The sequence below is a fragment of the Arenibacter amylolyticus genome (assembly GCF_002150785.1).
Lineage (GTDB): Bacteria > Bacteroidota > Bacteroidia > Flavobacteriales > Flavobacteriaceae > Arenibacter > Arenibacter amylolyticus.
The window spans coordinates 248,890-274,955 of sequence record NZ_MTAZ01000004.1; the positions used below are offsets into that span (position 1 = coordinate 248,890).

Annotated in this window: 19 protein-coding genes; 16 read left to right on the forward strand and 3 right to left on the reverse strand. The window is 41.9% G+C overall.

The features are described from left to right. Positions 1 to 16: 16 nt before the first annotated feature. The 9 genes from BV214_RS01815 to BV214_RS01855 all read left to right on the forward strand — a co-directional run bounded on the left by BV214_RS01815 (position 17) and on the right by BV214_RS01855 (position 12,702). The gene (locus BV214_RS01815; protein WP_086475755.1) at positions 17 to 2,275 is read left to right on the forward strand and encodes a patatin-like phospholipase family protein; all 2,259 of its coding nucleotides are present in this window, start codon (positions 17 to 19) and stop codon (positions 2,273 to 2,275) included. A 249-nt stretch (positions 2,276 to 2,524) separates the two neighbouring features. Next, complete coding sequence (gene hppD / locus BV214_RS01820; protein ID WP_086475756.1) at positions 2,525 to 3,664, forward strand: 4-hydroxyphenylpyruvate dioxygenase; 1,140 nt, start codon at positions 2,525 to 2,527, stop codon at positions 3,662 to 3,664. 313 nt (positions 3,665 to 3,977) lie between these two features. Continuing rightward, positions 3,978 to 4,808, forward strand: coding sequence for a DUF3108 domain-containing protein (locus tag BV214_RS01825; RefSeq protein WP_086475757.1), 831 nt, complete (start codon positions 3,978 to 3,980; stop codon positions 4,806 to 4,808). 1 nt (position 4,809) lies between these two features. After that, positions 4,810 to 5,784 (forward strand): tryptophan 2,3-dioxygenase family protein, encoded by a 975-nt coding sequence (locus BV214_RS01830; protein ID WP_086475758.1) that lies wholly within the window; start codon positions 4,810 to 4,812, stop codon positions 5,782 to 5,784. Next, positions 5,777 to 7,066, forward strand: coding sequence for a M23 family metallopeptidase (locus BV214_RS01835; RefSeq protein WP_086475759.1), 1,290 nt, complete (start codon positions 5,777 to 5,779; stop codon positions 7,064 to 7,066). The genes BV214_RS01830 and BV214_RS01835 overlap by 8 nt, the downstream gene beginning before the upstream one ends. Further along, a complete protein-coding gene (pgi, locus tag BV214_RS01840; RefSeq protein WP_086475760.1) occupies positions 7,047 to 8,684 on the forward strand; it encodes a glucose-6-phosphate isomerase in 1,638 nt (545 codons plus the stop codon). Before BV214_RS01835 ends, pgi begins: the two co-directional genes overlap by 20 nt. Before the next feature lie 171 nt (positions 8,685 to 8,855). Further along, positions 8,856 to 11,471 carry a TonB-dependent receptor gene (locus tag BV214_RS01845; RefSeq protein ID WP_086475761.1) on the forward strand — a complete coding sequence of 872 codons (2,616 nt, stop codon included), beginning with the start codon at positions 8,856 to 8,858 and terminating at the stop codon, positions 11,469 to 11,471. A 94-nt stretch (positions 11,472 to 11,565) separates the two neighbouring features. Continuing rightward, positions 11,566 to 12,006: a hypothetical protein gene (locus BV214_RS01850; protein ID WP_086475762.1), complete on the forward strand. Its 441-nt coding sequence runs from the start codon at positions 11,566 to 11,568 to the stop codon at positions 12,004 to 12,006. A 102-nt stretch (positions 12,007 to 12,108) separates the two neighbouring features. After that, positions 12,109 to 12,702: a 3-keto-disaccharide hydrolase gene (locus tag BV214_RS01855; protein ID WP_086475763.1), complete on the forward strand. Its 594-nt coding sequence runs from the start codon at positions 12,109 to 12,111 to the stop codon at positions 12,700 to 12,702. 1 nt (position 12,703) lies between these two features. Here BV214_RS01855 and BV214_RS01860 read toward each other — a convergent pair whose 3' ends face one another. Next, entirely contained in the window at positions 12,704 to 13,750 is a 1,047-nt protein-coding gene (locus BV214_RS01860; protein WP_086475764.1) for an endonuclease/exonuclease/phosphatase family protein, read from the reverse strand. A gap of 121 nt (positions 13,751 to 13,871) precedes the next feature. On the opposite strand from BV214_RS01860, the gene BV214_RS01865 reads away from it, so the two are divergent. The 5 genes from BV214_RS01865 (at position 13,872) to BV214_RS01885 (ending at position 21,044) form a co-directional block, all read left to right on the forward strand. Next, positions 13,872 to 16,613 carry a TonB-dependent receptor gene (locus tag BV214_RS01865; protein WP_086475765.1) on the forward strand — a complete coding sequence of 914 codons (2,742 nt, stop codon included), beginning with the start codon at positions 13,872 to 13,874 and terminating at the stop codon, positions 16,611 to 16,613. Between the two features lie 47 nt (positions 16,614 to 16,660). After that, on the forward strand, positions 16,661 to 18,061 hold the full coding sequence (locus tag BV214_RS01870) for a DUF5689 domain-containing protein (protein ID WP_086475766.1): 1,401 nt from the start codon (positions 16,661 to 16,663) through the stop codon (positions 18,059 to 18,061). 136 nt (positions 18,062 to 18,197) lie between these two features. Continuing rightward, entirely contained in the window at positions 18,198 to 19,652 is a 1,455-nt protein-coding gene (locus BV214_RS01875; protein WP_086475767.1) for a catalase, read from the forward strand. An 84-nt stretch (positions 19,653 to 19,736) separates the two neighbouring features. After that, positions 19,737 to 20,207, forward strand: coding sequence for an ankyrin repeat domain-containing protein (locus BV214_RS01880; RefSeq protein ID WP_086476015.1), 471 nt, complete (start codon positions 19,737 to 19,739; stop codon positions 20,205 to 20,207). 60 nt (positions 20,208 to 20,267) lie between these two features. Then, a complete protein-coding gene (locus tag BV214_RS01885; protein ID WP_086475768.1) occupies positions 20,268 to 21,044 on the forward strand; it encodes an amidohydrolase in 777 nt (258 codons plus the stop codon). On the opposite strand, the gene BV214_RS01890 is transcribed toward BV214_RS01885, so the two are convergent. Together BV214_RS01890 and BV214_RS01895 are read right to left on the reverse strand one after the other, a co-directional pair. Continuing rightward, complete coding sequence (locus BV214_RS01890; protein ID WP_086475769.1) at positions 21,028 to 22,641, reverse strand: Ig-like domain-containing protein; 1,614 nt, start codon at positions 22,639 to 22,641, stop codon at positions 21,028 to 21,030. The two genes, BV214_RS01885 and BV214_RS01890, sit on opposite strands and share 17 nt — an antisense overlap. Before the next feature lie 51 nt (positions 22,642 to 22,692). Continuing rightward, the gene (locus BV214_RS01895; RefSeq protein WP_140157701.1) at positions 22,693 to 23,394 is read right to left on the reverse strand and encodes a ComF family protein; all 702 of its coding nucleotides are present in this window, start codon (positions 23,392 to 23,394) and stop codon (positions 22,693 to 22,695) included. A 43-nt stretch (positions 23,395 to 23,437) separates the two neighbouring features. Here BV214_RS01895 and BV214_RS01900 point away from each other — a divergent pair, with 43 nt between their 5' ends. Continuing rightward, a complete protein-coding gene (locus BV214_RS01900) occupies positions 23,438 to 24,334 on the forward strand; it encodes a hypothetical protein (RefSeq protein ID WP_086475770.1) in 897 nt (298 codons plus the stop codon). A 37-nt stretch (positions 24,335 to 24,371) separates the two neighbouring features. After that, on the forward strand, positions 24,372 to 25,916 hold the full coding sequence (locus BV214_RS01905) for a glycine--tRNA ligase (protein WP_086475771.1): 1,545 nt from the start codon (positions 24,372 to 24,374) through the stop codon (positions 25,914 to 25,916). The last annotated feature ends 150 nt before the right edge of the window (positions 25,917 to 26,066 follow it).

The following is a 26,066-nucleotide window of genomic DNA, read 5'->3' on the forward strand; positions in this document are numbered from 1 at the left end:
CCCCTATTTTAGTACTATGCCTAAATTTTTATTCCCCTTGCTGTTTCTTGGTTTTTCCGCGCTGCTGTGCGGGCAGGACACTACTGGGAATAAAGATTTAAAAGTAGGGCTGGTGCTTAGTGGCGGCGGAGCCAAAGGCCTTGCCCATATTGGGGCGTTAAAAGTAATTGAGGAGGCCGGGGTCACTATAGATTATATCGGTGGTACCAGTATGGGGGCTATTGTAGGGGCCCTCTATGCATCGGGATATACCGCTTCCCAGCTAGATTCTATCTTTAAAAGCACTGATTTCACCGCACTTATACAGGATAATGTACCAAGAGGGGCCAAGACCTTCTATGAAAAGGAAGACTCGGAAAGGTATGCCATTACCCTTCCCTTCAATAAATTTAAAATAACCATTCCACAAGGTATCTCTGGGGGGCAGAGTATTTACAATGAATTTGTGAGGCTGCTCTACCATGTAAAAGATGTGAGTAACTTTAATAAGCTTCAAATTCCATTTGTCTGCATCGCAACCGATGTGGAAACGGGGGATGAGGTGCGTTTAGAGGGGGGGTATTTACCTCAGGCTATCTTGGCCAGCGGTACCTTTCCTTCGCTTTTTAGACCGGTAGAAATTGATGACAAAGTGCTGATAGATGGTGGGGTGGTTAATAATTACCCCCTAGAGGAGGTGAAAAAAATGGGTGCCGATGTGATCATTGGTGTAGATGTGCAGCACGGACTTTCCGATAGGGAGTCCTTGAAATCTGCAACAGGTATCCTTTTGCAGATCAATAATTATAGAACGGTGAAGGCTATGGAACGCAAAGCAGAACAGACCGATATCTATATTACACCCAATATTAAGGGGTACTCGGTCATCGATTTTGGTTTTGGTGGTGCTATAATAGATGAAGGGGAAAGGGCAGCCCGACTTAAAATTAAGGAGTTGGAAGGGTTGGCCAAGAAGCCTATAACTAAAAAGAAGGGGGTAGTGCCAGCGAAACTTAAGGATACCATTCATGTGAATGAATTAATGATACAGGGGAACCATAATTATTCCAGGGCCTATATTATGGGGAAGTTGCGATTTAATGAGGATGATGAGATCACCTTTGCAAAGCTACAGCGCGGTATTAATAACCTATCTGCAACAGGGAATTTTAAGTCCATAAAGTATGAGCTGCTTAGCAATGGACCGGGAGTTGGATTGCTGCTAAATGTGAAGGAGAATCCGGATAAAATGTTTATTAGAGGCGGACTCCACTATAACGGTCTCTACAAAAGTGCCGGAATTGTAAATTTGACTAGGAAGAATTTTTTGATGGATGATGATGTGGCCTCCCTAGATCTTATAGTAGGGGATAATCTAAGGTATCGGCTAGAGTATTATGTAGATAAGGGATTTTACTGGAGTTTCGGAATCAATTCCGAGTTCGATCATTTTAATAAGGAAGTAGATTTTGCCTTGATAAAATCTAACTTCGAGGTAGATGCCAGTTCCAATATCCAAAAGATTAATCTAAGTGCCACCGATCTCACCAATCAGATATATCTACAAACAGTATTAAAGGAAGAGTTCTCCTTTATTTTAGGGATGGAGCACAAGCTGTTGAAATACAGTACAAAAACGCTTAACCTTGCAGAGCCTTCCGAGGCACCCAGCCTCCCCTCTAATGGAAGGACCTATTTTGAGAAAAGCGATTTTTACAGCGCGTACGGGAAGCTGACGTTTGACACCTACGACGATATTTTCTTTCCTACCAAAGGTCTTTTCTTTGACGGGGATTTTCATTTTTATGTGCTTTCGTCCGACTTCAATAACAATTTTAAAGAATTTTCTGTGGGCAGGGCTAGGATGGGAGGTGCCTTTAAATTATTGAATAAGGTGTATTTTCAAATGGAACACGAAGGAGGTTTTAAATGGGGGAAGTCGCCCGTAGCCTCTATGGACTTCGTGCTGGGTGGGTATGGCACCCAATTAACCAATAATGCCATACCTTTTATGGGGTACGACTTCTTAAGTCTTGTGGGGAATAGCTATGTAAAGGCAACCGTGAAGTTAGACTATGAGTTTTGGCCTAAAAACCATCTGCTCTTGAAAGCTAATTATGCCAATGTGGGGGACGACCTATTTAGGACCGCAGATTGGTTTGATATTCCGGAATATTCCGGTTACGGAATTGGATATGGCCTAGAGTCTATTCTTGGTCCCGTCCAAGTTTATTTTACATTCTCCCCCGAGAAGAAGGAGAATCATCTTTTTTTTAGTCTCGGGTATTGGTTTTAAGGCCTCTAAAAGGTTAAAATTATCAATTAGTCAGTTAAGACAGTTTTTATTGCGATATTTGCTAGGAACAGTATTAGTAAATAAGCATGCTGCAATTTAGGGTTGATATTAGTGCCCACCTCAGGGCAATGTGGTAAGTGGTTCCAGGATTTTCTATCTTTTAAGGAATCTATGGAGAGGGGATGTTCTCCCTTATTCCGAAGTACGTTTTTCAAAACATTTCAATCAACTTAAAAAAACAATATCATCATGGCTACAGACAATACCTCATTAAAACTGCCCAAGGAGAATCCGGAGGCAGAAGATTTTTTACCTATTCTAGGAACAGATCATATAGAATTATATGTGGGGAATGCTAAACAGGCCGCCTACTATTATATGGCTGCCTGGGGGTTTCAGCCTCTTGCTTATGCCGGTCTAGAAACGGGGGTTTCGGACAGGGTGTCCTATGTGCTGCAACAAGACAAAATAAGATTGGTACTTACTTCTCCCCTAGTATCCGGTGGGGATATCAATAGGCATTTAGATGCTCATGGAGATGGGGTAAAAGTAATTGCCCTATGGGTAGATGATGCTAGGAAAAGCCATATGGAAACGGTAAGTCGTGGAGCGGAGAGCTATATGGAGCCTAAAGTGAAAAAAGATGACAAAGGGGAAGTGGTGCTGTCCGGGATCCATACCTATGGGGAGACCGTGCATATCTTTGTAGAGCGTAAGAATTACAAGGGGGTTTTTATGCCGGGTTATAGGGCGTGGGACCCATATTATAAGGCGCCGGATGTGGGGCTAAAATATATAGATCACATTGTGGGTAATGTGGGGTGGAACGAAATGAACAAATGGTGTGAGTTTTATGCCAAGGTCATGGGATTTGCACAATTGGTGTCTTTCGATGACAAGGATATATCTACAGAGTACACAGCGCTGATGAGCAAGGTGATGAGTAATGGGAACGGGCGTATCAAATTCCCGATCAACGAACCTGCATCGGGGAGGAAAAAATCTCAAATAGAAGAATTTATACAGTTTTATAATGGTTCTGGGGTGCAGCATATGGCACTCGCTACGGATAATATTATAGAGACCGTGGGATCCCTTAGGTCTAGGGGCGTAGAGTTCTTGAGTATTCCGCCTAGTTATTATGAGGACGTTTTGGATAGAGTGGGCGAGATTGATGAGGAATTGGCCCCCTTAAAGGAGCTTGGAATTTTGATAGATAGGGATGATGAAGGCTATCTTTTACAAATATTTACAAAGCCAATTTTGGACAGGCCTACCATGTTCATAGAAATCATCCAAAGAAAGGGAGCAAAATCATTTGGAAAGGGAAATTTTAAGGCCCTTTTTGAGGCGATAGAAAGGGAGCAGGAGTCGCGTGGAACCCTCTAAATAGAACGGATGTCTTAACAAAATCTTAATTTTATATTTAGCGGTATTAAATAATGTTAAGGTGAGCGTTAAAGTACGTTAAAACCTATTCCAAAAGGGATGATTGTTTTAAATTTGTACTCGCAAGGGGTGGTTCCCTTGCAACTTTAAGTATTGGTTTTTCATAATTTAAAGTTTGGTTGGTTATTTAGGAAAGCCCGGTCTAACGACTGGGCTTTTTTTTGTTACAATACTTTGGTGTAATTCTTGTTTAGATTAGTAGAAGAACGGTGAAAATCAAAGGTTTTTATTAATTTTACAACATCCAAAGAATATGAAAAAGATAAGCGTTGTCCTGATATTGATTTTAGGACTTTTCTTGAACTCCCAAAACCAACCGGCCCTAGGCGGGACTACTGACCTATACCTAGACTCAGATAAAGAAAGGGAATCTGCCTTTAAACCGGGGGAATGGCTTAAGTTCCGAATTCATTACGGTTTTTTAAATGCCAGCTACGCCACCTTACATGTAAGTTCTAAAGAATTTAATGGGGTTCCCGTGTACCACGTGGTCGGGAATGGAAAAACTACTGGATTTGCCAGTTTGTTTTTTAAGGTAGACGATACCTATGAAAGTTATTTTGATCAGGAAACCGGTAGGCCCTATAAATTTATCCGAAATATCAATGAAGGTGGATATACCAAGGATATTGAGGTGAATTTTGATTATGATTCGGAGACTGCGGTATTAAAAGATAAAAAGAACGATAAAAAGTTTAAATTTACTATTCAGGATGATATCCAGGATTTGGTTTCAGCCTTTTATTATCTTCGCAACAATTATAATTTTGAGGACTTGAAACTGAATGAAAGCATTAAACTTAATATGCTTTATGATGATGACGGAGTATTTAATTTTAAACTTAAATACTTGGGCAAAGAGGTCCTAAAAACTAAATACGGCAAAGTAGAGAGCTTAAAGTTTAGGCCGTACGTTCAATCCGGTAGGGTATTTAAGGAGCAGGAAAGCTTAACCCTATGGGTCTCCAACGATAAGAATAAGATTCCTGTACTTATCCAGGCAGATTTAAAAGTTGGGTCTATAAAGGCTAGTTTGGATGGGTATAATGGACTTAAGCATCAGTTTAAAATAATAATGGACTAAAATGAACAAAGAGCATATAGATTCCCAGATCTCCAAATTAGAAGAAAAATACAAGGATTCTGGGCAAGATCTTAGTTCTTATTTAGATGGGCTGCTCTATCAGCGGTACCTCACCTATTGGGATTATATTAATTTGGATACCTTGCTCAGTATACAAGTGCCAAGGACCCACTTCCCCGATGAGGAAATCTTCATCATGTACCACCAGATTACCGAGCTTTATTTTAAGCTTATCCTACACGAACAAAAACAACTGGTGGATGATAAATCTCAAAATGTAGACTTCTTTATAGAGAAGGCAAATCGGATTAATAGCTACTACCAAGTCTTAATATCGTCCTTTAGTGTGATGATAAAAGGGATGCAGCGGGAACAATTTATGCAATATAGAATGGCCTTGTTGCCGGCCAGTGGTTTCCAATCTGCGCAATATAGGATGATTGAGCTTTATGCCACCCCCATGGAGAATTTGGTAGATTACAAGGAAAGGGCAAATTACTCTTCCAGGAATTCCATAGAGGAGCTCTATGAGCATATCTATTGGAAAAAAGGGGCAACCGATAAAGCAACAGGGGAAAAGACGCTCACCCTTAAGCAGTTCGAATACCGATACACGCCTAGATTGATTAGAATAGCAAAGGGGTTGAAGGATAATACCATCTACGAAAAATACCAACAGCTTCCCAAAGCTGCCAAGGAGAATAAAACCTTGATTGATGCGTTAAAGGCTATGGATATGAATGCCAACGTAAACTGGCCGCTGATGCACATGGGGTCGGCCTATCGCTACCTAACCAAGGATGATGCCCAGATTGAAGCTACCGGGGGCACCAATTGGAAGCAATATTTGCCGCCTAGTTTTCAGAAAGTGGTCTTTTTTCCGGAGCTGTATACAAAACAAGAGTTAAATGATTGGGGGAAACAATGGGTAGACCATATCTTTAACCCCGAAAAAGTAAAAAGTGACAATGAGTAAGTATTGGGCCCTAGTTTTTAGTTTAGTATTAGTTGTTTCCTGTAAGGAGGATAACACTCAAAAAGATGACTTGGCAGAAGTTGTAACCATTCAGAAGCCTGTGGAGGTGGAAGAGTTTGGATTCAATCTGTCCGACTTTGAGGTGTTGAGGGATACCGTAAGGAAAGGGGATATCTTTGGGGAAATTATGCTTCGGAATAAGGTAGGCTATCCTAAAATAGCTGCTATTACCCAACAGTATAAAGATACCTTTGATGTCCGAAAATTTAATGTAGGGAAACCCTATGTAATTCTAAAATCCAAGGATACGGTGAACGCTGCCCAGGTATTTATTTACCAAAACGATCCTATTAACTATACCGTGGTGGATTTACGAGATACCGTAGTAGCCTATAGGAAAAAGCAAAAGGTGAAATATGTAGAAAGGGAAGCGTCTGGGGTAATAGAAACCTCCTTGTCCGAAGCTATTTTGGATCAAGGAATAGATTATAATATTACCAACAGACTTTCTGAAATATACGCTTGGAATATTGACTTTTTTAGGTTGCAAAAGGGCGATAAGTTTAAGGTTATCTACAAGGAGAAATATATTAACGATACCATATATGCTGGTGCAGGAAATATAGAGGCTGCTTATTTTGAGCATAATGGAGAGCCGTTTTACGCCTTTAATTTTGTGGCCGATTCCGTGAGGAATATCAGTGAGTATTTTGATCAGGATGCTAAGAATCTTAGGCGTGCATTTTTGCGCTCCCCTGTACAGTTTAGTAGGATATCCTCCAGGTATAACCTCAATAGAAGAATTGCCTATTACGGTAACCGGGTGCGGCCGCACAAGGGGACAGACTATGCCGCTCCCCTAGGAACTCCCATTATGGCGACGGCAAGTGGTACGGTGACAGAATCTACCCAAAGAGGCGGAAACGGGAAATATGTAAAAATAAAGCATAACAGTACCTATAGTACCCAATACCTGCACATGAAGGCGCAAAATGTGAAAAGAGGGCAATTTGTAAAACAAGGAGATATCATTGGGTGGATTGGGATGACCGGAAATACCAGCGGACCCCATGTGTGTTACCGCTTCTGGAAAAATGGACGGCAGGTAGATCCCCTACGTGAAAAGTTGCCAGATGCAGACCCCATTGCCGATAGCATAAAAGTACAATACCTAGAACATATCGCTCCAATTAAAGAACGGTTGGACTGTATAGAATATATAGCGCTTCCGGAGGAAGACCTTTTAACACTAAACAATAAAGATGGCTCAACAGCACAGTAACCCTACCAAGACAGAAGCTTGGAAAAAATTATCTTCACATTTTAAGGAGAATGCAGCTAAAACCATAAACGAATACTTCGCTTCACATCCAGATCGTGCAGAAGATTTTTCTATTTCTTGGAACAATTTTACAGTAGACTATTCCAAAAATAGAATCTCTGCGGAAACCATGGAGTTGCTTTTGCAACTTGCTAAGGAAGTGGGATTGTCTGCTGCTATTGCCGATCAGTTTAACGGCAAGGAAATTAATGAAACCGAAGGTAGGGCCGTATTGCACACCGCATTAAGGGCTAAGGAAACCGATGTAATAAAAGTAGCTGGTGAAAATATTGTTCCTGAAGTTTTTGCGGTGAGGAATAAGATGCAGCAGTTTAGCGAGTCCATTATTTCCGGAGCCGCGAAAGGATACACGGGAAAAGCCTTTACAGATGTGGTGAATATAGGTATTGGAGGATCGGACCTTGGTCCGGAAATGGTTGTAAAAGCCCTAAAATATTATGGCAACCATCTTAAGACGCACTTTGTAAGTAATGTAGATGGGGATCACGTACACGAGATTCTAAGAGATTTGGATCCAGAAACAACCTTGTTCGTGGTAGTATCAAAGACTTTTACCACTCAAGAGACCTTAACCAATGCTACTACCATAAAAAAATGGTTTTTAAAACACGCCTCTCAAGCGGATGTGGCCAAACACTTTGCTGCAGTTTCTACCAACACGGAAAAAATTTCGGAGTTTGGGATAGCAGCAGAAAATGTATTCCCTATGTGGGATTGGGTAGGAGGCCGTTTCTCCCTGTGGAGCGCAGTAGGTCTTTCTATTTGCTTAGCAGTAGGCTATAAGAATTTTAGTGAATTGTTAGACGGTGCCCATGAGATGGATACCCATTTTAAAAATACCGAGCTGGAGAATAATATTCCAGTGGTATTGGCACTGATCAGTATATGGTACAATAATTTCTATGGCGCCGAAACAGAGGCTGTAATCCCTTATTCCCAATACCTCTCTCGTTTTTCTGCCTACCTCCAACAGGGGGTGATGGAAAGTAACGGGAAAAGCGTGGATAGAAATGGAAATCGAGTAGATTATCAAACAGGGACTATTATCTGGGGAGAACCTGGTACTAATTCCCAACATGCCTTTTTTCAGTTAATCCATCAAGGAACCAAAGTGATTCCTACCGACTTTATAGGGTTTAAGGAATCCTTATATGGAGATACCGATCACCACAATAAATTAATGGCCAACTTTTTCGCGCAGACCGAGGCGCTTATGAACGGTAAATCGGCCGAAGTGGTGCAGCAAGAGCTTCAGAATAATAATACCCCAGAAGATGCGATTGGCCGGATCTTGCCATTTAAGGTGTTTGAGGGTAACAAGCCTACCAATACCCTTCTTATAGATAAATTGACTCCAAAATCCTTGGGCTCCCTTATTGCCCTCTATGAGCATAAGATCTATGTGCAAGGCGTAATTTGGAACATCTATAGTTATGATCAATGGGGCGTAGAGTTAGGGAAGCAATTGGCCACGGCTGTCTTAAATGATATTGAAGGTGAAAATATTGCCGATCATGATGCCTCTACGTTAAATCTTTTGCACTTATTTAAGAAATAGTGCGAAAGCTTGGCATTTCGTCGAATCGTCCATAACTTCTTGAAAGCTATATATCCTTCCTGAGTTTTTTTGTTAAATTTGCGCCAACTAATTTAACATTGAATTAATATACGGATGCAAAAAAATGAACATGTTTGCAGCGTTAATTAAAAACTCTTTAACTCTAGAAGGATGAGAAAAATTTACTTGGTTTTTGCCTTGCTTTTAAGCACGGCGATCGGATTTTCACAGGGAATCATTACCGGTTCTGTGATAGACGGTGATTTAGGTGGACCCTTACCGGGTGCAAATGTTATGGTACAAGGTACCTCTACGGGTGTTGCTGCGGATTTTGACGGAAACTTTAGTATTCAAGTTCCGAAAAATTCTGGTACTCTGATAATTTCGTACATCGGTTTTATCAATAAGAGAGTCAATTTTACCAAAACAGGTAATATTGGTGCTATAACTTTAATGCCCGATGCAGAGGAGTTAGAAGGCGTTGTTGTTGTAGGATCCGGTATTATCGATTTGGCTAGGGACAGACAAACCCCTATCGCTGTATCTACTATTAAGGCCGCAGATATTGCACTTAAAGGTGGGAATTTGGAATTTCCGGAATTGTTAAAATCTACACCTTCTGTGTATACCTCTAGGAGTGGTGGTGGATTTGGGGATTCAAGAATCCAAGTGCGCGGTTTTGACCAATCTAATACAGCTTTCTTATTAAACGGACAGCCTATCAACGGAATGGAAGACGGTAAGATGTACTGGTCTAACTGGCAAGGGGTAACAGATGTTGCTAATGCCGTACAAGTACAAAGAGGATTGGGTTCTTCTAAGTTGGCAATTTCTTCAGTTGGTGGTACTGTAAACATTGTTACCAAAACGGTAGATACCAAAGAAGGTGGATTTGCGCAGACCATGATCGGTAACGATAACTACCTAAAAACTTCTGCCTATTACTCTACTGGGTTGAGCGAAAAAGGCTGGGCTTTTTCTACCCTTTTAGGTCATTGGCAAGGAGATGGTTATAACGATTTTATGGGAGGAAACGGTCAAACCTACTTCTTCTCTGTAGGATATGTACCTAATGAGAATCACACCTTTAACTTTTTAATTACCGGTGCCCCTCAAATTCACTACCAGAGAAACAGATATACCATCGCTACCCTTCTAGAAAAAGGAAAAAGGTATAATGATCAGTGGGGATATTTAAATGGTGAGTTTAGAAATACTTCTGGAAATTATTACCACAAGCCAATAGCTAACCTTAGCTGGGACTGGAAAATGAGTGATAACTCCGAGTTGTCTACGGTGCTTTATGCATCCTACGGTAGAGGTGGATCTATTGGACTTAGAAACTACTCTTCCCAAGGTGAGGATAATTTCGATTTAACTGGTCAGTACAGATACAACCGCTCTCTTCCAAGAAACTCCAGTGGTTTAATTGTTGGGGAAAGAAGAGCTAATGGTCGTGAGGCAGATATTCTACGTTCTAGTGTTAACGAGCATAGATGGTTTGGAGTGGTAAGTAACTTTAACCATAAGATCAATGATCAGTTGAGTTTTAACGTTGGTTTTGACGGAAGGTCTTACCACGGTGAGCACTTTAGAAGAGTGGTAGACTTTTTTGGTCTAGATGGTTGGGATGATGATACCAACAATCAGCAATTGGGGTCAGACTATGTAGTTACAGAAGCTTATAGTCCAAATCCTTGGAAAGCTACTTTCCACAGTACGCCAAGGGATCAAAGAATTGCTTATGACAACCCGGAAGACATTCGTTACTTGGGTGGTTTTACCCAGTTAGAGTACGCTGGTGAAAAGCTATCGGCTTTTGTTCAAGGTGCGGTATCTACTCAGTCTAACCAAAGGTTCGACTATTTTAACTACGCCAAAGGGAACGAAGCTTCCGAAAAGGTTACCAATTCTGGTTATAACGTAAAAACTGGGGCCAACTATAACTTTAATGCGCAGCACAACCTATTTGTTAATGCCGGTCATTATTCACGTCAGCCTTACCAGGACAATATGTTCCTAAACTTTAGGAACGAGATCAATCCATTGTTGACTAATGAAAAGATTACTGGTTTTGAAGCTGGATACGGCTTTAGAAGTAGTGTTTTTGCAGCTAACGTAAACGCGTATCACACTACTTGGGATGATAGAGTAGTAAGTGGTAGCTTAAGCTCTGGAGACGGATTTTATCAGTACCAAGGGGTAAAGCAGGTGCATACTGGAGTGGAGGTAGATTTCACTTTAAGACCTACAGACAATCTTCAGTTTAGAGGGTATACCTCCATTGGAAACTGGGAGTATGATGGAAATGCTAGACAGACGGTATATGACGATAACCAAAATGTAGTAGCCGAAGGAGATCCATTATACCTTGAGGGAGTTAAAGTGGGCGATGCTGCACAGTTTACCTACGGTTTTGGAGGAAGGTACGAGTTTGTTAGAGGACTTAGTGTAGATGCGGATTATAATAAATTCGATAATCTTTATGCTGGATTCTTGCCAACAGATGATGAGTTTGCCACCCCTAACAACCGAGGATCAGTAAAACTTCCTTCATTTGGCTTGTTGGATGCTGGCTTAACCTATGATTGGCAGGTGAGTTCTGCTTACAACTTGGTGTTTAGAGTGAACGTAAACAACGTTACAGACGAGGAGTATATTTCTGAATCCCTGACCAACATTCACGTGGAGCCGGGAGACGATACGTATAAGGGAGTAAGTGTTAATAACAGAGCTTATTTTGGTTTTGGAAGAACATGGAACGCAAGTATTCGTTTGAAGTTCTAAGGAACCTTCTCCATAATAAATTTGAAAACCCTGCCATCGGCAGGGTTTTTTTATACTTAAAAAGTCAGTACATTTATAGCTTAAACTTATAACTATGTACGAAGCATTATTAAACACACATTCTTATTTGGCCTATGTGGCTTTGGCCGTACTCTTTTTGGCGGTCGCCAATGCAATTTTGGGATGGACGGGTAACAAAGACTTTACCCTGACCAAAGATTTTAGGATAAGCCTTTTTGCCATGATCTTGGCTCACTTACAACTCTTGGTAGGACTGATACTATTCTTTGTGTCCCCCAAGGGATTGAATGCCATTCAAACATTGGGAATGGGAGGAATGAATTCCGCTGCCCGTTTAGTGGCGGTAGAGCATCCTTTTATTAATATTATTGCGCTCGTACTAATTACCATTGGTTGGTCTAGGCATAAGAAAATATTGGAAGCCAAACGAAAGTTTAAGACCATCACCATTTTCTACGGCTTGGGTCTGCTACTTATATTAAGTAGAATTCCATGGGCACAATGGCTTAATTAGTCGCATATAAATTTAAGGAGCCTACCTACACCAGTAGTTAAGCGGGCAGGCTCCTTTTTTTAGATAAATAAATCACCATTATCCAACCCTAACCTTTATACTATGAAAAAACTACTATCCCTACTATTTTCTTTGTTGGCGATCCCCATGATGGCCCAGGAAATCTCCCTTTTTAACGGAAAAGACCTTAGCGGGTGGACAGTCTACGGTACCGAGAAATGGTATGTGGAAGACGGCTTGTTGGTCTGTGAAAGTGGGCCCGATAAAGCCTATGGGTACTTGGCTACCAATGAACATTATAAAGATTTTGAGCTTAGCCTAGAGTTTAAGCAGGAGGCAGATGGTAATAGTGGCGTGTTTATACGCTCTACCATAGAGGGTACCAAGGTAAGTGGCTGGCAAGTAGAGGTAGCTCCTTCCGGACACCATACAGGAGGTGTGTACGAGTCTTATGGAAGAGGATGGTTGGTTAAGCCAGATCCAGAAAAAGAAGAAGTACTGAAGGAGGGGGAATGGAATACCATGAAGATCCGTCTTTCTGGTGGCACCCTAACCTCTTGGTTAAACGGTACCGAAATGGTACGGATTAACGATGAGAAGATAGCCCAGGGAGAAGGTTCCATTGCCCTACAGATACACGATGGTGGCGGTATAAAGGTTAAGTGGAGAAACATTAAGCTTTCCCTGCCTCAGTAACCTATTTGGGAATCGGTCGTATTAGAAAGAGGTATACCGGAAAATGATCGCTGTAGCCGCCTACGTAATTGCCATTGGCGTACGTTCGTAATGGGTACCCCTTGTATTGGCCTTTAGGATCAATTAGGTAGGGCGGATTAAAGATGCCTGCCTTCCAAAACCGGTATCCTGACTTAGGTTCCATATACAGGTTGGCAGTGAAATACAGTTGGTCAAATAAATTCCATCGATCTCTATAAGCCAAGGTGCCTAAACCCTTTTTATAGAGATTTTCCATGGGATTGTAGAGCTCGGAAGGTTCCAAGATTTCCTCCTTTGTCTTAATTTTCAATATTTTTTTAAAGCTGTAGTCCGTAGGGTCGTCATTAAAATCGCCCATACTGATTATTTTTGCATCGGGTGATTGGCGGATTATGGAATCTATGATCCGTTTATTCAACCGGGCAGCGGCAATACGGTTGGGCCTGCTCCTAGCCTCCCCACCGCTTCTAGAGGGCCAATGGTTTACAATGAAATGCAGGGGCTCCCCGTCTAATAGTCCGCCTACCACCAACTGGTCCCTAGTGTAGTCCAGGAATATTTCCTCTTTGGTAAGTAATAATCGATGGCTGCGAAACGAGGTGGGCAAGAATGCCGATTGCCTGTATAAAAGTGCTACGTCTATGCCTCGCTCGTCTGGGGAATCAAAATGGATAATATCATAATCTAAGTCCCTTAGGGTGGGATGTTGTATTAAATCTTCCAGAACCCCCCTGTTTTCAATTTCACATAGCCCAATAATATCGGGTGCGTTGTGGGTAACCGCTCTCCCAATCTGGTATAATACCTGAGTAATGTTATCAAGTTTTTTCCGATACCGTTCCTGGGTCCATTGATTTTTTCCTGTGGGGGTAAAATCCCCGTCAAAGGTGAGGGAGTCCCTATGCGTATCAAAGAGATTCTCTACGTTATAAAAAGCCACGGTCCGGATCTGATAGCTTCTCGGCGCCTGGGAATACATCCCAATCACTAAAGAGAAGAAAACAAGTATAAAGGTGGTGTATTTCATTTTATGGTGGGTATTCTCTGTAATTTAACTAAAAAATCATGCAATTCGTATTTTATTTAGCGATTTATCTGTCAAGTTGTAATATATTATATCACAATTTAACAAAGTCTAAGACTACTGCATGGTTAGGCCCCTCGTTTTATCGCTTTTTTTACTTACTGGACTTCAGGCTTGGACTCAAGGTAGATTGGAGGTGGGTGGGACAGTATTAGATCATTATAACCAAAGCATGGTGCCAGGGGTGCAGTTAGAGCTTTCGGGAGTATTGTTGGAAGGGCCAGATGAAACAAGCGGTGATTTTTCCTTTAAAGTAGATGCTGGGGTTTCTTATATCTTAACCATCCATGCCCAAGACTATATCTCCAAGCGAATTCCTTTTCAGGCAACAGACCATGCCATAGATTTGGGAATCATTTATTTGGAAAGGGATATCACTTTTGAAAAGTCAGACAACCTAATTACCCTTACGGATTCCGATCTTTTGGAAGATGAAATGAGTGCCCTGACGTCTGGGATGTTACAAGCCAGTAGGGATGTTTTTCTCAATCGTGCTGCTTTCGATTTTGGTCAGGCATTTTTTAGGGTCCGAGGATACGGGTCCGAAAATGGTCAGGTGCTATTAAATGGAATTCCAATGAACAAAATGTTGAATGGTAGGCCACAATGGAATAATTGGGGTGGATTAAATGACGTAACCCGCAATCAGGAATATAGCCATGGCCTTCAGATTTCCGACCATTCCTTTGGAGGTATCCTTGGCACCACCTATATAAATACCAGGCCATCTGGATTTAGGAAGGGGGTAAGAATATCCAGTTCGGCCTCCAATCGCAGTTATGCAGGTAGGTTAATGGCAACCTATTCTTCGGGGAGGGGGGCCAAAGGGCTTAGTTATAGCGTGTCTGCTTCCAGACGGTGGGCAGAGGAGGGCTTTATTGAAGGGACCCTCTACGATGCGTATTCCTTGTTTGGGGCTGTGGAGGTTGCCATCGACCCAAAAAACAGCTTTTTGTTAACGGGCATCCTAACGCCCAACAGAAGGGGGAGGTCCTCTGCCATTACGGAAGAGGTATTTAATTTGCAAGGAGCAAGATATAATCCGTACTGGGGTAAACAAGACGGTGAGATTCGCAATGCTAGAGAACGCAAGTTGGTAGCGCCTATACTAATGTTCAATCATTTTTTTAGTTCCCCGTCCTTGGAGGTAAATACCGGGATTTCCTATCAATTTGGAACCGATGCCAGAAGTAGGTTAGGGTATTACAATGCCCCCAATCCAGATCCCACCTACTATCGGTATTTACCTAGTTTTTATATCAACAGCCCCATTGGGGCCAATTTTGTAAGTGCTCGGATGGCAAAGGAAGGGTTTAAGGAAAATCCGCAGTTAAACTGGAGTAGACTTTATCAGGCGAATTCCACTGCTGCTATGGATGGGAAATCTTCTTATTTGCTCTATGATGATACCCTAGAAGAAAGCCAGTTAAGTGCTAGCACGGTATTTAATTATCGAATAAGTCCCTGGGTAAAATTAGATTTTGGTGGTACCTATAGAAGTTCGGAGTCGGATAATTACGCCCAAATTAAAGATTTGTTGGGAGGCGATTTCCATGAGGATCGGGATCGTTTTTCCAATACATTAAATGACGTAGAGGGGAATCCCCATAAAATAACAGGCGATAAGTTTAACTATTCGTATAAAATTAGATCGGAGGCGCTAGATCTATTCTCGCAATTCAGTATTACCAGAAATAAATGGGAAGGATTTTTGGCGGCCAAATATTCTAATATCGCCTACCAAAGGGAGGGATTGTTTAGGAATGAGCGATTTTATGAAAACTCCTTGGGAAAGGGGGTGAGGGAGGAATTTTCCAATTTTGGCGGCAAGGGAGGGGTTACCTATAAGTTTAACGGTAGGCATTGGATCTCCTTGGCAGGGGCTTATATCATGAAAGCACCGGTTTATCAGAATGTATTTATTAATCCTAGGGAAAACAATGAGACCGTTCCCCAACAACAGCCAGAAAAGATAAATACGGTAGATATTAACTATTACCTGCGGTTGCCCAAGCTTACGGGCAGGCTAAGCGGATATTATACGCGGTTACAAAACACCACCGATATAAATTTTTTCTTTGTGGATGCTGGGGTGGGGAGCGATTTTGTTCAGGAAGTAGTCAGCGATTTGGATAAATTGCATATGGGGACGGAATTGGGTTTGGAATATCAAATTTCATCCTCCGTAAAACTGTCGGCCGTTGCCGCCGTAGGGAAGCACCTCTATGCAAGCGACCCCAGGGTCACCATTAATTTTGATACCTCAGGGGCGGAGGAAGAACTTATAAACACGCTTGGGAAAAGCTCCTTGGGCATTTCTAAAATAAAGGGGCATAAACTTTCTCAGGGACCCCAAGTAGCCTATGCGCTGGGCGTAGAATATAGAGATCCAAAATATTGGTGGATTGGTACTACAGCTAATTATTTGGGTAATAACTATGCAGGACTCTCCACAATAGCCAGAACAGCTAGCTTTTATATAAATCCACAGACGGGAAGTCCGTTTCCCAATGCAACCGAAGAAAATGTAAAACAGTTGCTGCGGCAAGACAAACTGGACGATAGCTATTTATTAAATATGGTAGGGGGAAAATCTTGGTTGAAGGCTGGCAAGTATATCAGCGTATTTGTAAGTATCAATAATATTTTTGATGTAAGCTACCGTAGCGGGGGGTATGAACAAAGTAGAAATGCCAATTTTGGTCAATACCAACAAGATACCCTAAGTGGGAGTCCTTCGTTTGCACCAAAGTACTGGTATGGGTATGGGCGAACCTACTTTATTAACCTAGCCCTTAGTTTCTAAGGGGGGGGCTTTAAATAAGTGATGGGGATGTATTAAACCAAATTACAATGACCAAAATAATGTGCATAACGACTTCTCTTAAATGTAAGCTGCTCTCTAGGGCATGGGGAGTTCTGGTGTTTGGACTATGGGCGTTTTTTGGATGTGTAAAGGATCCCGATTATAAGATGCCAGAAACCAATTGTACCAATAACTTAACCGCCAACGCCAGCTACGCAGAAGTAAAAGGGCTTTATGTGGATAAGACCCTACAGATACAAGAAGAGTTGATTATTGAGGGCTATGTAAACTCATCGGACCAAAGTGGAAATTTTTTCGGGGTCCTCTACTTTCAGGATAGGCCAGCGAATGCCACAGAGGGATTTCAGATAGAGTTGGACGTGCGCGATACGCATTTGTTCTTTCCAGTTGGAAGTAAAATCCTGATTGCCTTAAAAGGACTCTATCTTGGGAAAAGCAAAGGGGTGTATAAACTGGGAGGACAATTTACTTCCTTTGGTAATATTTCGGTGGGAAGGTTGCCCGCTGCTGTCATGGACCGTCATCTCTATAGAGATTGTGCCGATGTAGTAACAATAGAACCTAAAACCTTGGAGATAGGGGAGGTAGATGAACGTTTTGCCCATACCCTAGTACGCTTTAAGGACCTAGAAGTACGAGAGGACCAATTGGGGCTGCCTTTTGCCAATCCCAAGGAGGCTACCAGTAGAACCCTGGTTAATTGCCTGGATGAGGAGCTAATTATGTTAAATAGTGGTTATGCCGACTTCCAAGCGGAACAACTTCCCGCTTTAAATGGGGAGATTACGGGGGTGTTGTTACGGGAGCGGAACACCTATCAATTGGCCATACGGGATTTGGGGGATGTGGATTTCACAGAGGAGCGCTGTGCTGAGTTTGTGGACGAATTTACGTCTAACAAGGTGTTTATATCAGAACTGGCCGATCCCAATAACAATGCCGAGGCTAGGTTTGTAGAGTTGTATAATGCAGATAGCATGCCCTTAAGTTTAAAGGGGTGGCGTTTGCTCCGCTATACCAATGCCAATGTAGAAGTGAGCTCTGCCATTGATCTCTCTGAATTTACTATTGGGGCAGAAAGTACTTTTGTGATATCGCCCAATGCCAATTCTTTTACGAGCGTGTACGGGTTTCCCCCAGACTTAGGCGTGGGGAAAAACAGTCCGGCCGACTCCAATGGGGATGATAATTTTCAATTGGTAGACCCCTTTGGGACAGTCATTGATAGTTTTGGAGTGGTGGGGGTAGATGGTACCGGTACCAATCATGAGTTTGAGGATGGTAGAGCAGTACGGAACCCAAATGTAGAAGAAGCAAATCCCGTTTATACTTTTAGTGAATGGACCATTTATAATGACACTGGGGGTAGTGACACTATCAATCAGCCCCAGAATGCCCCGGAAGATTTTAGCCCTGGGGTGCGATAATAAATAAGGGGTAATTAATGGGCCTCTTAGGGATTATGGGAGTTAGACTGGGTAAAAGCCATTTTATTTTGTAAATTTAGGAGTGTTAGCAACTAATTAATTGCATGGTATGCGTGCAAACTAAAATAAGATTAAAATGAAAAAAAGATTAACAACTTCGGCGGGCGCACCCGTTTCCAATAACCAGCGGTCGCAAACGGCCGGTGAACGGGGCCCTGTATTAATGCAGGACTATAAGTTACTGGAGAAATTAGCACACCAAAATAGGGAGCGTATTCCTGAGAGGGTGGTACATGCAAAAGGATGGGGAGCCATGGGAACTTTTACGGTAACCAATGATATTACTAAATATACAAGGGCAAAAATATTTTCTGAAGTAGGAAAGAAAACAGAAATGTTAGCTAGGTTTTCTACGGTTGCCGGGGAACTGGGAGCTGCGGATACGGAGCGCGATGTAAGGGGGTTCTCCTTAAAATTCTATACCGAGGAAGGAAATTGGGATCTTGTTGGAAACAATACTCCGGTATTCTTTTTACGCGATGGCTACAAATTTCCTGATTTTATACGAACTCAAAAAAGGCATCCCAAGACCAATTTAAGATCTAACGAAGCTATGTGGGACTATTGGTCCCTGTCCCCAGAAAGTCTTCATCAGGTAACCATATTGATGTCGGACCGGGGGATACCCACCGCACCTATGTTCATGAACGGCTATGGGTCCCATACCTTTTCTTTTTGGAATAATGAGGGAGAGCGCTATTGGGTAAAATTCCACTTTAAGACACAACAAGGACATCGGCACTATACCAATGAGGAAGCTGCGGAGGTAATTGGGCAAACTAGGGAGAAATACCAAGAAGAGCTTTACGGGGCTATTGAGCGAGGGGAGTATCCTAAGTGGAAACTTATGGTGCAAATAATGCCTGAGGCCGAAGCCGAAAAAACACCCTATAATCCCTTTGACCTCACCAAGGTATGGCCGCATGCAGACTACCCCTTAATAGAGGTGGGTATCATGGAATTGAATAAAAACCCTGATAATTATTTTCAATATGTAGAAAATGCTGCCTATTCTCCATCCAATATAGTCCCAGGGATTGGTTTTTCACCGGATAAAGTACTGCAAGCGCGTATATTCTCTTATGCCGATGCCCATAGATATCGCTTGGGCACCCATTACGAGGCCTTACCAGCTAATGAGGCCAAGTCCGAGGTGAACCATTATCACAAAGATGGGGCTATGCGTTTTTTCACCAATGACTTTGGGAATCCCGATGCCTATTACGAGCCAAATAGCAAGGGAGGGGCCGTAGAGGATCCAACGGTAGAAGAGCCGCCAATGACCATCAATGGGGATATTAGGCGTTACGAAGAAAACGATACCTATGGGGAGTATAAACAACCTGGGGACTTGTTTAGACTGTTCAATGAGGAGCAACAACAACGTTTATTCAATAATATTGCAGCAGCTATGCAAGGCGTATCCATGGAGATAGTGGAAAGGCAGTTGGCGCATTTCGATAAGGCCGATCCCAATTACGGGAAGGGTGTAAGAAAAGCACTGGGCATTAGTGAGCTTGCCAATTATTAATAAATGAATTAATTAAAACGGAACCGTCACGGCAATTTTTGATGTGACGGTTTTTGTTATACTATTCGTCAACGTGATATGCCCATGAACGAAGTTTTTTTTAACGAAATTAGAAATGGCAATTTAGAAGCAGTAGGCAAAATGCTAAACGTGCATCCTCAATTGGTAGACAGTGTAGACCAACGGGGGGCTACCCCTCTAATCTTAGCCGCTTATTATGAGGAAGCCGAAATCGTGAATTTACTGTTGGATAAGGGTGCTCAAGTAGACGCCAAGGATGCCTCGGGGAATACCGCCCTAATGGGAGCTTGTTTCAAAGGATTTTCAGAGGTTGCACAGACCCTAATAAATAATGGGGCCAATATTAATGAGCGGAATGCTATGGGAGCTACTTGCTTAATTTATGCCGCTACCTTTAATAGGGAGGCAATTGCCAAAATGTTGTTGCAGGCTGGTGCCGATGCCTCTATAGCCGATGTTAGGGGTAAAACCGCCTTGGACCATGCTGCCATGCAAGGCCTCTCCAATCTAGTTGCCCTATTGGAAAATGTTTAGAGGCCTAGGCCCACTTTCTTCCCAATAGTACAAAGTTTCTTGGATTAGAAAATGATAGCAATGTCGAAAGAATTACATATCGCCCTGGTACAATGCCCGCTGGTGTGGGAAAATCCTCAGGCCAATAGGGATAGCTTAGAGAAGACAATCCAAACCCTTTCCAAAGAAGTAGATCTGATTGTACTCCCAGAGATGTTTACTACTGGTTTTACGATGTCTCCTGCCAATATCCCCTTGGAGGAAGGGCAGCGTACGCTGGCATGGATGAAGGCTATGGCTTCCCAAAATAATGCTGCCTTGGTAGGGAGTATTGTCTTTGGTGATACAGGGAATTATTACAACCGACTCTGGTTTGTGGAGTCAGATGGCACAACGGCTAGTTACGACAAGCGTCATACATTTACCCTAGCGGGAGAAGATAAGGTGTATGCCTCTGGCCGCAGAAAGTTGTTAATAAACTATAGGGGATTTAGAATTTGCCCCCTCATTTGCTATGATCTTCGGTTTCCGGTTTGGGCAAGGAATACGGAGGCCTATGATGTGCTTATCTATGTGGCCAATTGGCCAGAAAAAAGAATAGCTGCCTGGGATACCCTCCTAAAGGCAAGGGCCATAGAAAACATGGCTTATGTGATTGGGGTTAATAGGGTGGGAGCCGATCCCTCCGGGATCCAATACGTGGGCCATTCCGCTGTGTATGATGTTTTGGGTAATTCCCTGGCGTATTCGGAAGTAGAGACGGTCCTATATGCTACTTTAAGTAAAAAACATATAGAAGAACACAGACAGCGGTTCCTTTTTTTGGAAGATCGCGATCAGTTTACTCTAGAAGAGTAAAGGTTTGCTCCAGTTCCCAATTGGCACGCACCTCCAAGACCGAAGGGTAATAACTGACTTTTTCTGGTTGAATGCCCTTAAGGTAGTTTCCAGTATCCCATTTTTGATTGCCATTGCTATCGTGAATTACCCGAATAAGGTATTTTGCGGGCGCAATATGATTAAAGTGGAATATTCTGGCTTCATCCGCAAATTGCTCCTTTTTTACCACTCCCTTCTCATCGGTCAATTGCACAATTAAAGGATAGGTAACAGCACCCTCCAGGCTTAACCTTAGATTGCCAAAATCGGCATAACTTTTAGTGGTTAATTTATAGGATAAGGTGTCGTTCTCTTTTCCAAAGAAGTCGGTTGTCATGCCTGGGAGGAGGTCTAAGGTATAGCTTTCATTGGGCTCCACTTCAAAATTAAAATCAATTTTATTGCCAAGGGTATCCAAGGTAACCGTATGCTTCACGGCGGTAGAATCTTTTCGCCACAAAGAAGTTTTGGTAGTGTCTAAGTTAACGAGTGGGGTATTGGCACCTATAAAAAATGGTTTTCCAAACTCTAAAGAGCCCCGTTGGTTGGGTTGTAATACCAAAGTGTCTGCTGCAAGCTTCCTTGTTTTTACCGTAAAGGTATCCCTAAATTTCTCTAGGGAGTTGCTTACGGAAAATACTAGGGAATCTGCCGTAAAGGGGGTGATCCAAAAATTAAGGGTATCCTTATTGCGCTCTTTAAGGACCTTGGTCTTTATGCTGTCCGGTAGTTTGGAAAGGGTCTCTATTTCAATGTGTTCGCCCTTTCCTTGATATCCGAAAATAATTTTATTGCTTGCAGCAAAATTCGGTACCGATAGGGTGTAATCTGGAATCTCCTTAAATAGGGTTAGTACATAAATTGAGTCCGTAGGTAGAGAAATAGTATCCTTTATAAAAGCAATTTTATCGGTTTTTTGATCAAAAACATTGTTTTTGGCTTCGTCCTTTAGGCCAAACAGCGCATACTTTCCTTCTTTTAAATTTTTCAAATGAAAGATGGTGGTACTATCCAATGTATTGGTGATGTAATTTGGCGGCCGTTTATAGATGGTAGAGTCCGTATAAGTGCTGTCCAATTCGTACAGCATAACACTTATAAAATTGTCTGCTTTTTTATTGAAACCATCCAATACCACTCCAGATACGGTTAAAGAATCTATATAGTCTCCAGTAGAGAACACATAGGTTAAATAGCTGCTGGGGTTTCCTTCGTTATTATCAACAATACTCTGACCAAAATTAAAGGTATAGGTGGTGTTTTCCTTTAAGGTATCCTTGAGGATGATTTCCACATATTTTCTGGGGGAACCCTGTGGGGTTATCAACGGAGTATATTTTAGGGGAGGGGAGATAATCAATTGTTTCTCCAACTCGTTTAGCTTGATGTATTCGTCAAAATAGAGCCGAATTTTATCCCCTTTAAAATTGGTGGTCATATTTGATGGCTCTGCCTTAATTAATTTTGGAGGGGTAACATCCTTTGGGCCCCCACTTGGTGCGCCCCGTCTAGCACATTGTAGAAAAGCAGAAACCGCTAAAACCAAAAATATATACCCTAAAACGCGTTGAACCATACGATAAATAAAAGTGCCACAAAGAAACAACTAATTTGGAGAAATGTAAAATTAAGGCACAATGGCCATGGATGCAAGATATATTTCAATGCCTGGTGCTTCAGATAGGGCAATGGCACAGGCCTCCATAGTAGCTCCAGTGGTTATTACATCATCTAGTAGCAAAACTTTTTTGTTCCGCAACAGTTTGTGATCGGTCAATAGATACAATGCCTGCTTGTTATGCCACCGTAAAAGCCTCGTTTTGTTGGTTTGTGTTCTGGTATTGGCAGTTTTTATCAAAACGTTTTCCAAATATTGTGCGTTTAGATGAATAGCCACCGTTTTGGCAAATAAACTTACTTGGTTATATCCCCGTTTTCTGCGTTTTTTGGGATGTAGGGGAACCGGGATAACATAATCTATATCTCTGAGGTAATTGTTGTTTTTAAGGGTGAGGCCATACCATTCACCTAAAAAATAGCCAATTTGCTCTTGGTTCTTATATTTTAGATAGTGAATCAAGTTTTTTACGATGCCTTGGTCCGTGAAAAAAAGAAATGCACTAGCCTTGGAAATGTTAATTCTGCCATAAAATATACGGTCAACAGGGTTTTCTGCGTTAAAGGTATATTCGGTAAGTGGCAATTGGTTCCTGCAAACGGTACAAATGTGTTCTTCTCCTCTGATTAATAGGGTGTTACATCCAAAACATAGCTTGGGTAGTAAGACGGAGTTGATATCATTTAATATATTTGAAAGCTTGTGGAACATGAGCCCTTATTATCTTTAAACTACAAAATACGCATAGCTATAGATGGATTTTCAAGATAATAAATTAAACTATAAGATAATGGTAGCTGTTTTAGTGGCTGTTATTATAGGGGTGCTCATTGCTTTTTATTTTAATTATGCCCAGTCTAAAAGGGACCTCAGTTTTCTACAACAGGAACGGGAGTTATTGGTGCGGGATATTGCTTTGGTTAAAACGGACGTAGATCGCTTAGCTGCCCTTAACGAGGTGAATGAGATAGAATTGCAAGACTCCAAGTACAGGGTACAGCAATTGATGGACTCCGTAGGGAAATTAAATTTTTCCTTGGAAAAGCTGAAAGGATACAGAACGGAGCTCGTGGCCCTACAGTCTAGGTATGATAGTCTTAAGCTTAAGAATAGTTTTCTTAGGTACAACAATATGTTGATGGACAACAAGTATGAACAGACCAAGGAATTGGTAGAAAATTTACGGGGGGAGAGTAGCTCCCTGGCAGAAAAGGAGGCACTATTAATACAAAGGAATAGAGAGCTTAGTCAGGAATTAAAGAAGAAGAACCACCTTAAAATAATTAACTCCGAAGGTAGCGGATTCCGTTTCCGCAGCGGAAAACCAATAAGGACCAACAAGGCCAATACCATCTCTAGACTTAGGGGGTGTGTTACTATTATTGGAAACCCAAACACCAAAGATGAGGACCGGGTAATCTACTACCAGTTTTTAGGGCCTAATATGTCTGTTATAGAAGACAATGCTAATACAATTTCAGTGAACGGAAATGTTTACAGTAAACGGGTTCAGCTAGTCTTTATGGGGGAGCAATTTAATGTTTGCGATGCCATATCTATGCCAGAAGGATCGTTGGAAGAAGGAACTTACACCTTAAATGTCTTTGAAGACGAGAAATTGTTGGCTTCCACGGAATTTCAGTTGAAATAAATTACCCAATTATGGGGGATTGTCCTATTTTTGTCGCATGGCAAAAAAAGAAGACGATTTTAGAAAAGTTATTTCACATGCTAAGGAATACGGATATGTATTTCAGTCGAGTGAAATCTATGATGGGCTTAGTGCGGTTTATGACTATGCCCAGAATGGAGCAGAGTTAAAAAAGAATATTAAGGAGTATTGGTGGAAAGCCATGGTCCAGATGAACGATAATATTGTGGGCCTTGATTCTGCCATTTTTATGCACCCAACGATTTGGAAAGCTTCCGGACACGTAGATGCCTTTAATGACCCCTTAATAGATAATAAAGATTCCAAAAAGAGATACCGAGCCGATGTTCTTGTAGAAGAACATGCAGCTAAAATTGAGGCTAAGATCGAAAAAGAAGTTGCCAAGGCGAAGAAGCGTTTTGGGGACGATTTTGACGAGGCTCAGTTTATGGAGACCAACCCTAGGGTAGTGAAATATCAAGAGCAGATTGCTACTATCTTAAAGAGGCTTGGAACTTCCTTGGAGAAAGAAGATTTGGCAGATGTAAAGCAGCTCATTGAAGAGTTGGAAATTGCGTGTCCATTAACCGGTTCTAAAAACTGGACAGATGTAAAGCAATTTAACCTAATGTTCGCGACCAAATTGGGTGCCTCCGCAGAAAACGCCACGGATCTTTACCTTAGGCCCGAAACTGCGCAGGGGATCTTTGTCAACTTTTTAAATGTACAGAAAACCGCGCGCATGAAAATTCCTTTTGGGATCGCCCAAATAGGGAAGGCGTTTAGAAATGAAATTGTAGCGAGACAGTTTATTTTCCGTCAGCGCGAATTTGAACAGATGGAATTGCAGTTCTTTATCAAACCAGGTACACAGTTGGATTGGTATGAGACTTGGAAAGAGAAAAGAATGAAATGGCATTTGTCTCTAGGGATGGGCCAGGACAATTATAGATTCCATGACCATGAGCAATTGTCGCATTATGCAGACGCCGCTACCGATATACAATTTAAGTTTCCGTTTGGATTTAAAGAATTGGAGGGGATTCACTCCCGTACCGATTTTGACTTGGCCAACCACGAGAAATTCTCAGGGAAAAAATTACAGTACTTTGATCCAGAGCTCAATGAGAGTTATGTACCCTATGTATTGGAAACTTCCATTGGTGTAGACAGGATGTTTTTAGCTGTCTTTGCCAACTCCCTACAAGAGGAAGAATTGGAAAACGGTACTACTAGGACAGTCCTTAGGTTACCAGCGGTATTGGCTCCTAACAAGGCGGCAGTATTCCCATTGGTGAGAAAAGACGGCCTTCCAGAGTTGGCTATGGAGATTGTAGAGGATCTTAAATGGGACTTTAATGTAGTTTATGATGATAAGGATGCAGTGGGCCGTCGCTATAGAAGGCAAGACGCCAATGGTACTCCTTTCTGTATAACCGTAGATCATCAGTCCTTGGAAGACCAAACAGTCACTATCCGTCATAGGGATACCATGGAGCAACAACGAGTAGCTATTGCCGATGTTAAAAAGATTATCCATGATGAGGTGGATATGAAAACTTGGCTTAAAAGAATAGAGTAGCATGTAGGTTGCATTCTCTATCATAAGTACCATAAACCCCCATTGGAAAATAAATTCTAATGGGGGTTGTTTTTTTCCTTGCGCGGCTAGGTGAGACTTGTACCGCTATATAAGGGTATTCGTAGTTTCGCCTAAAAGCACCGGGGGATT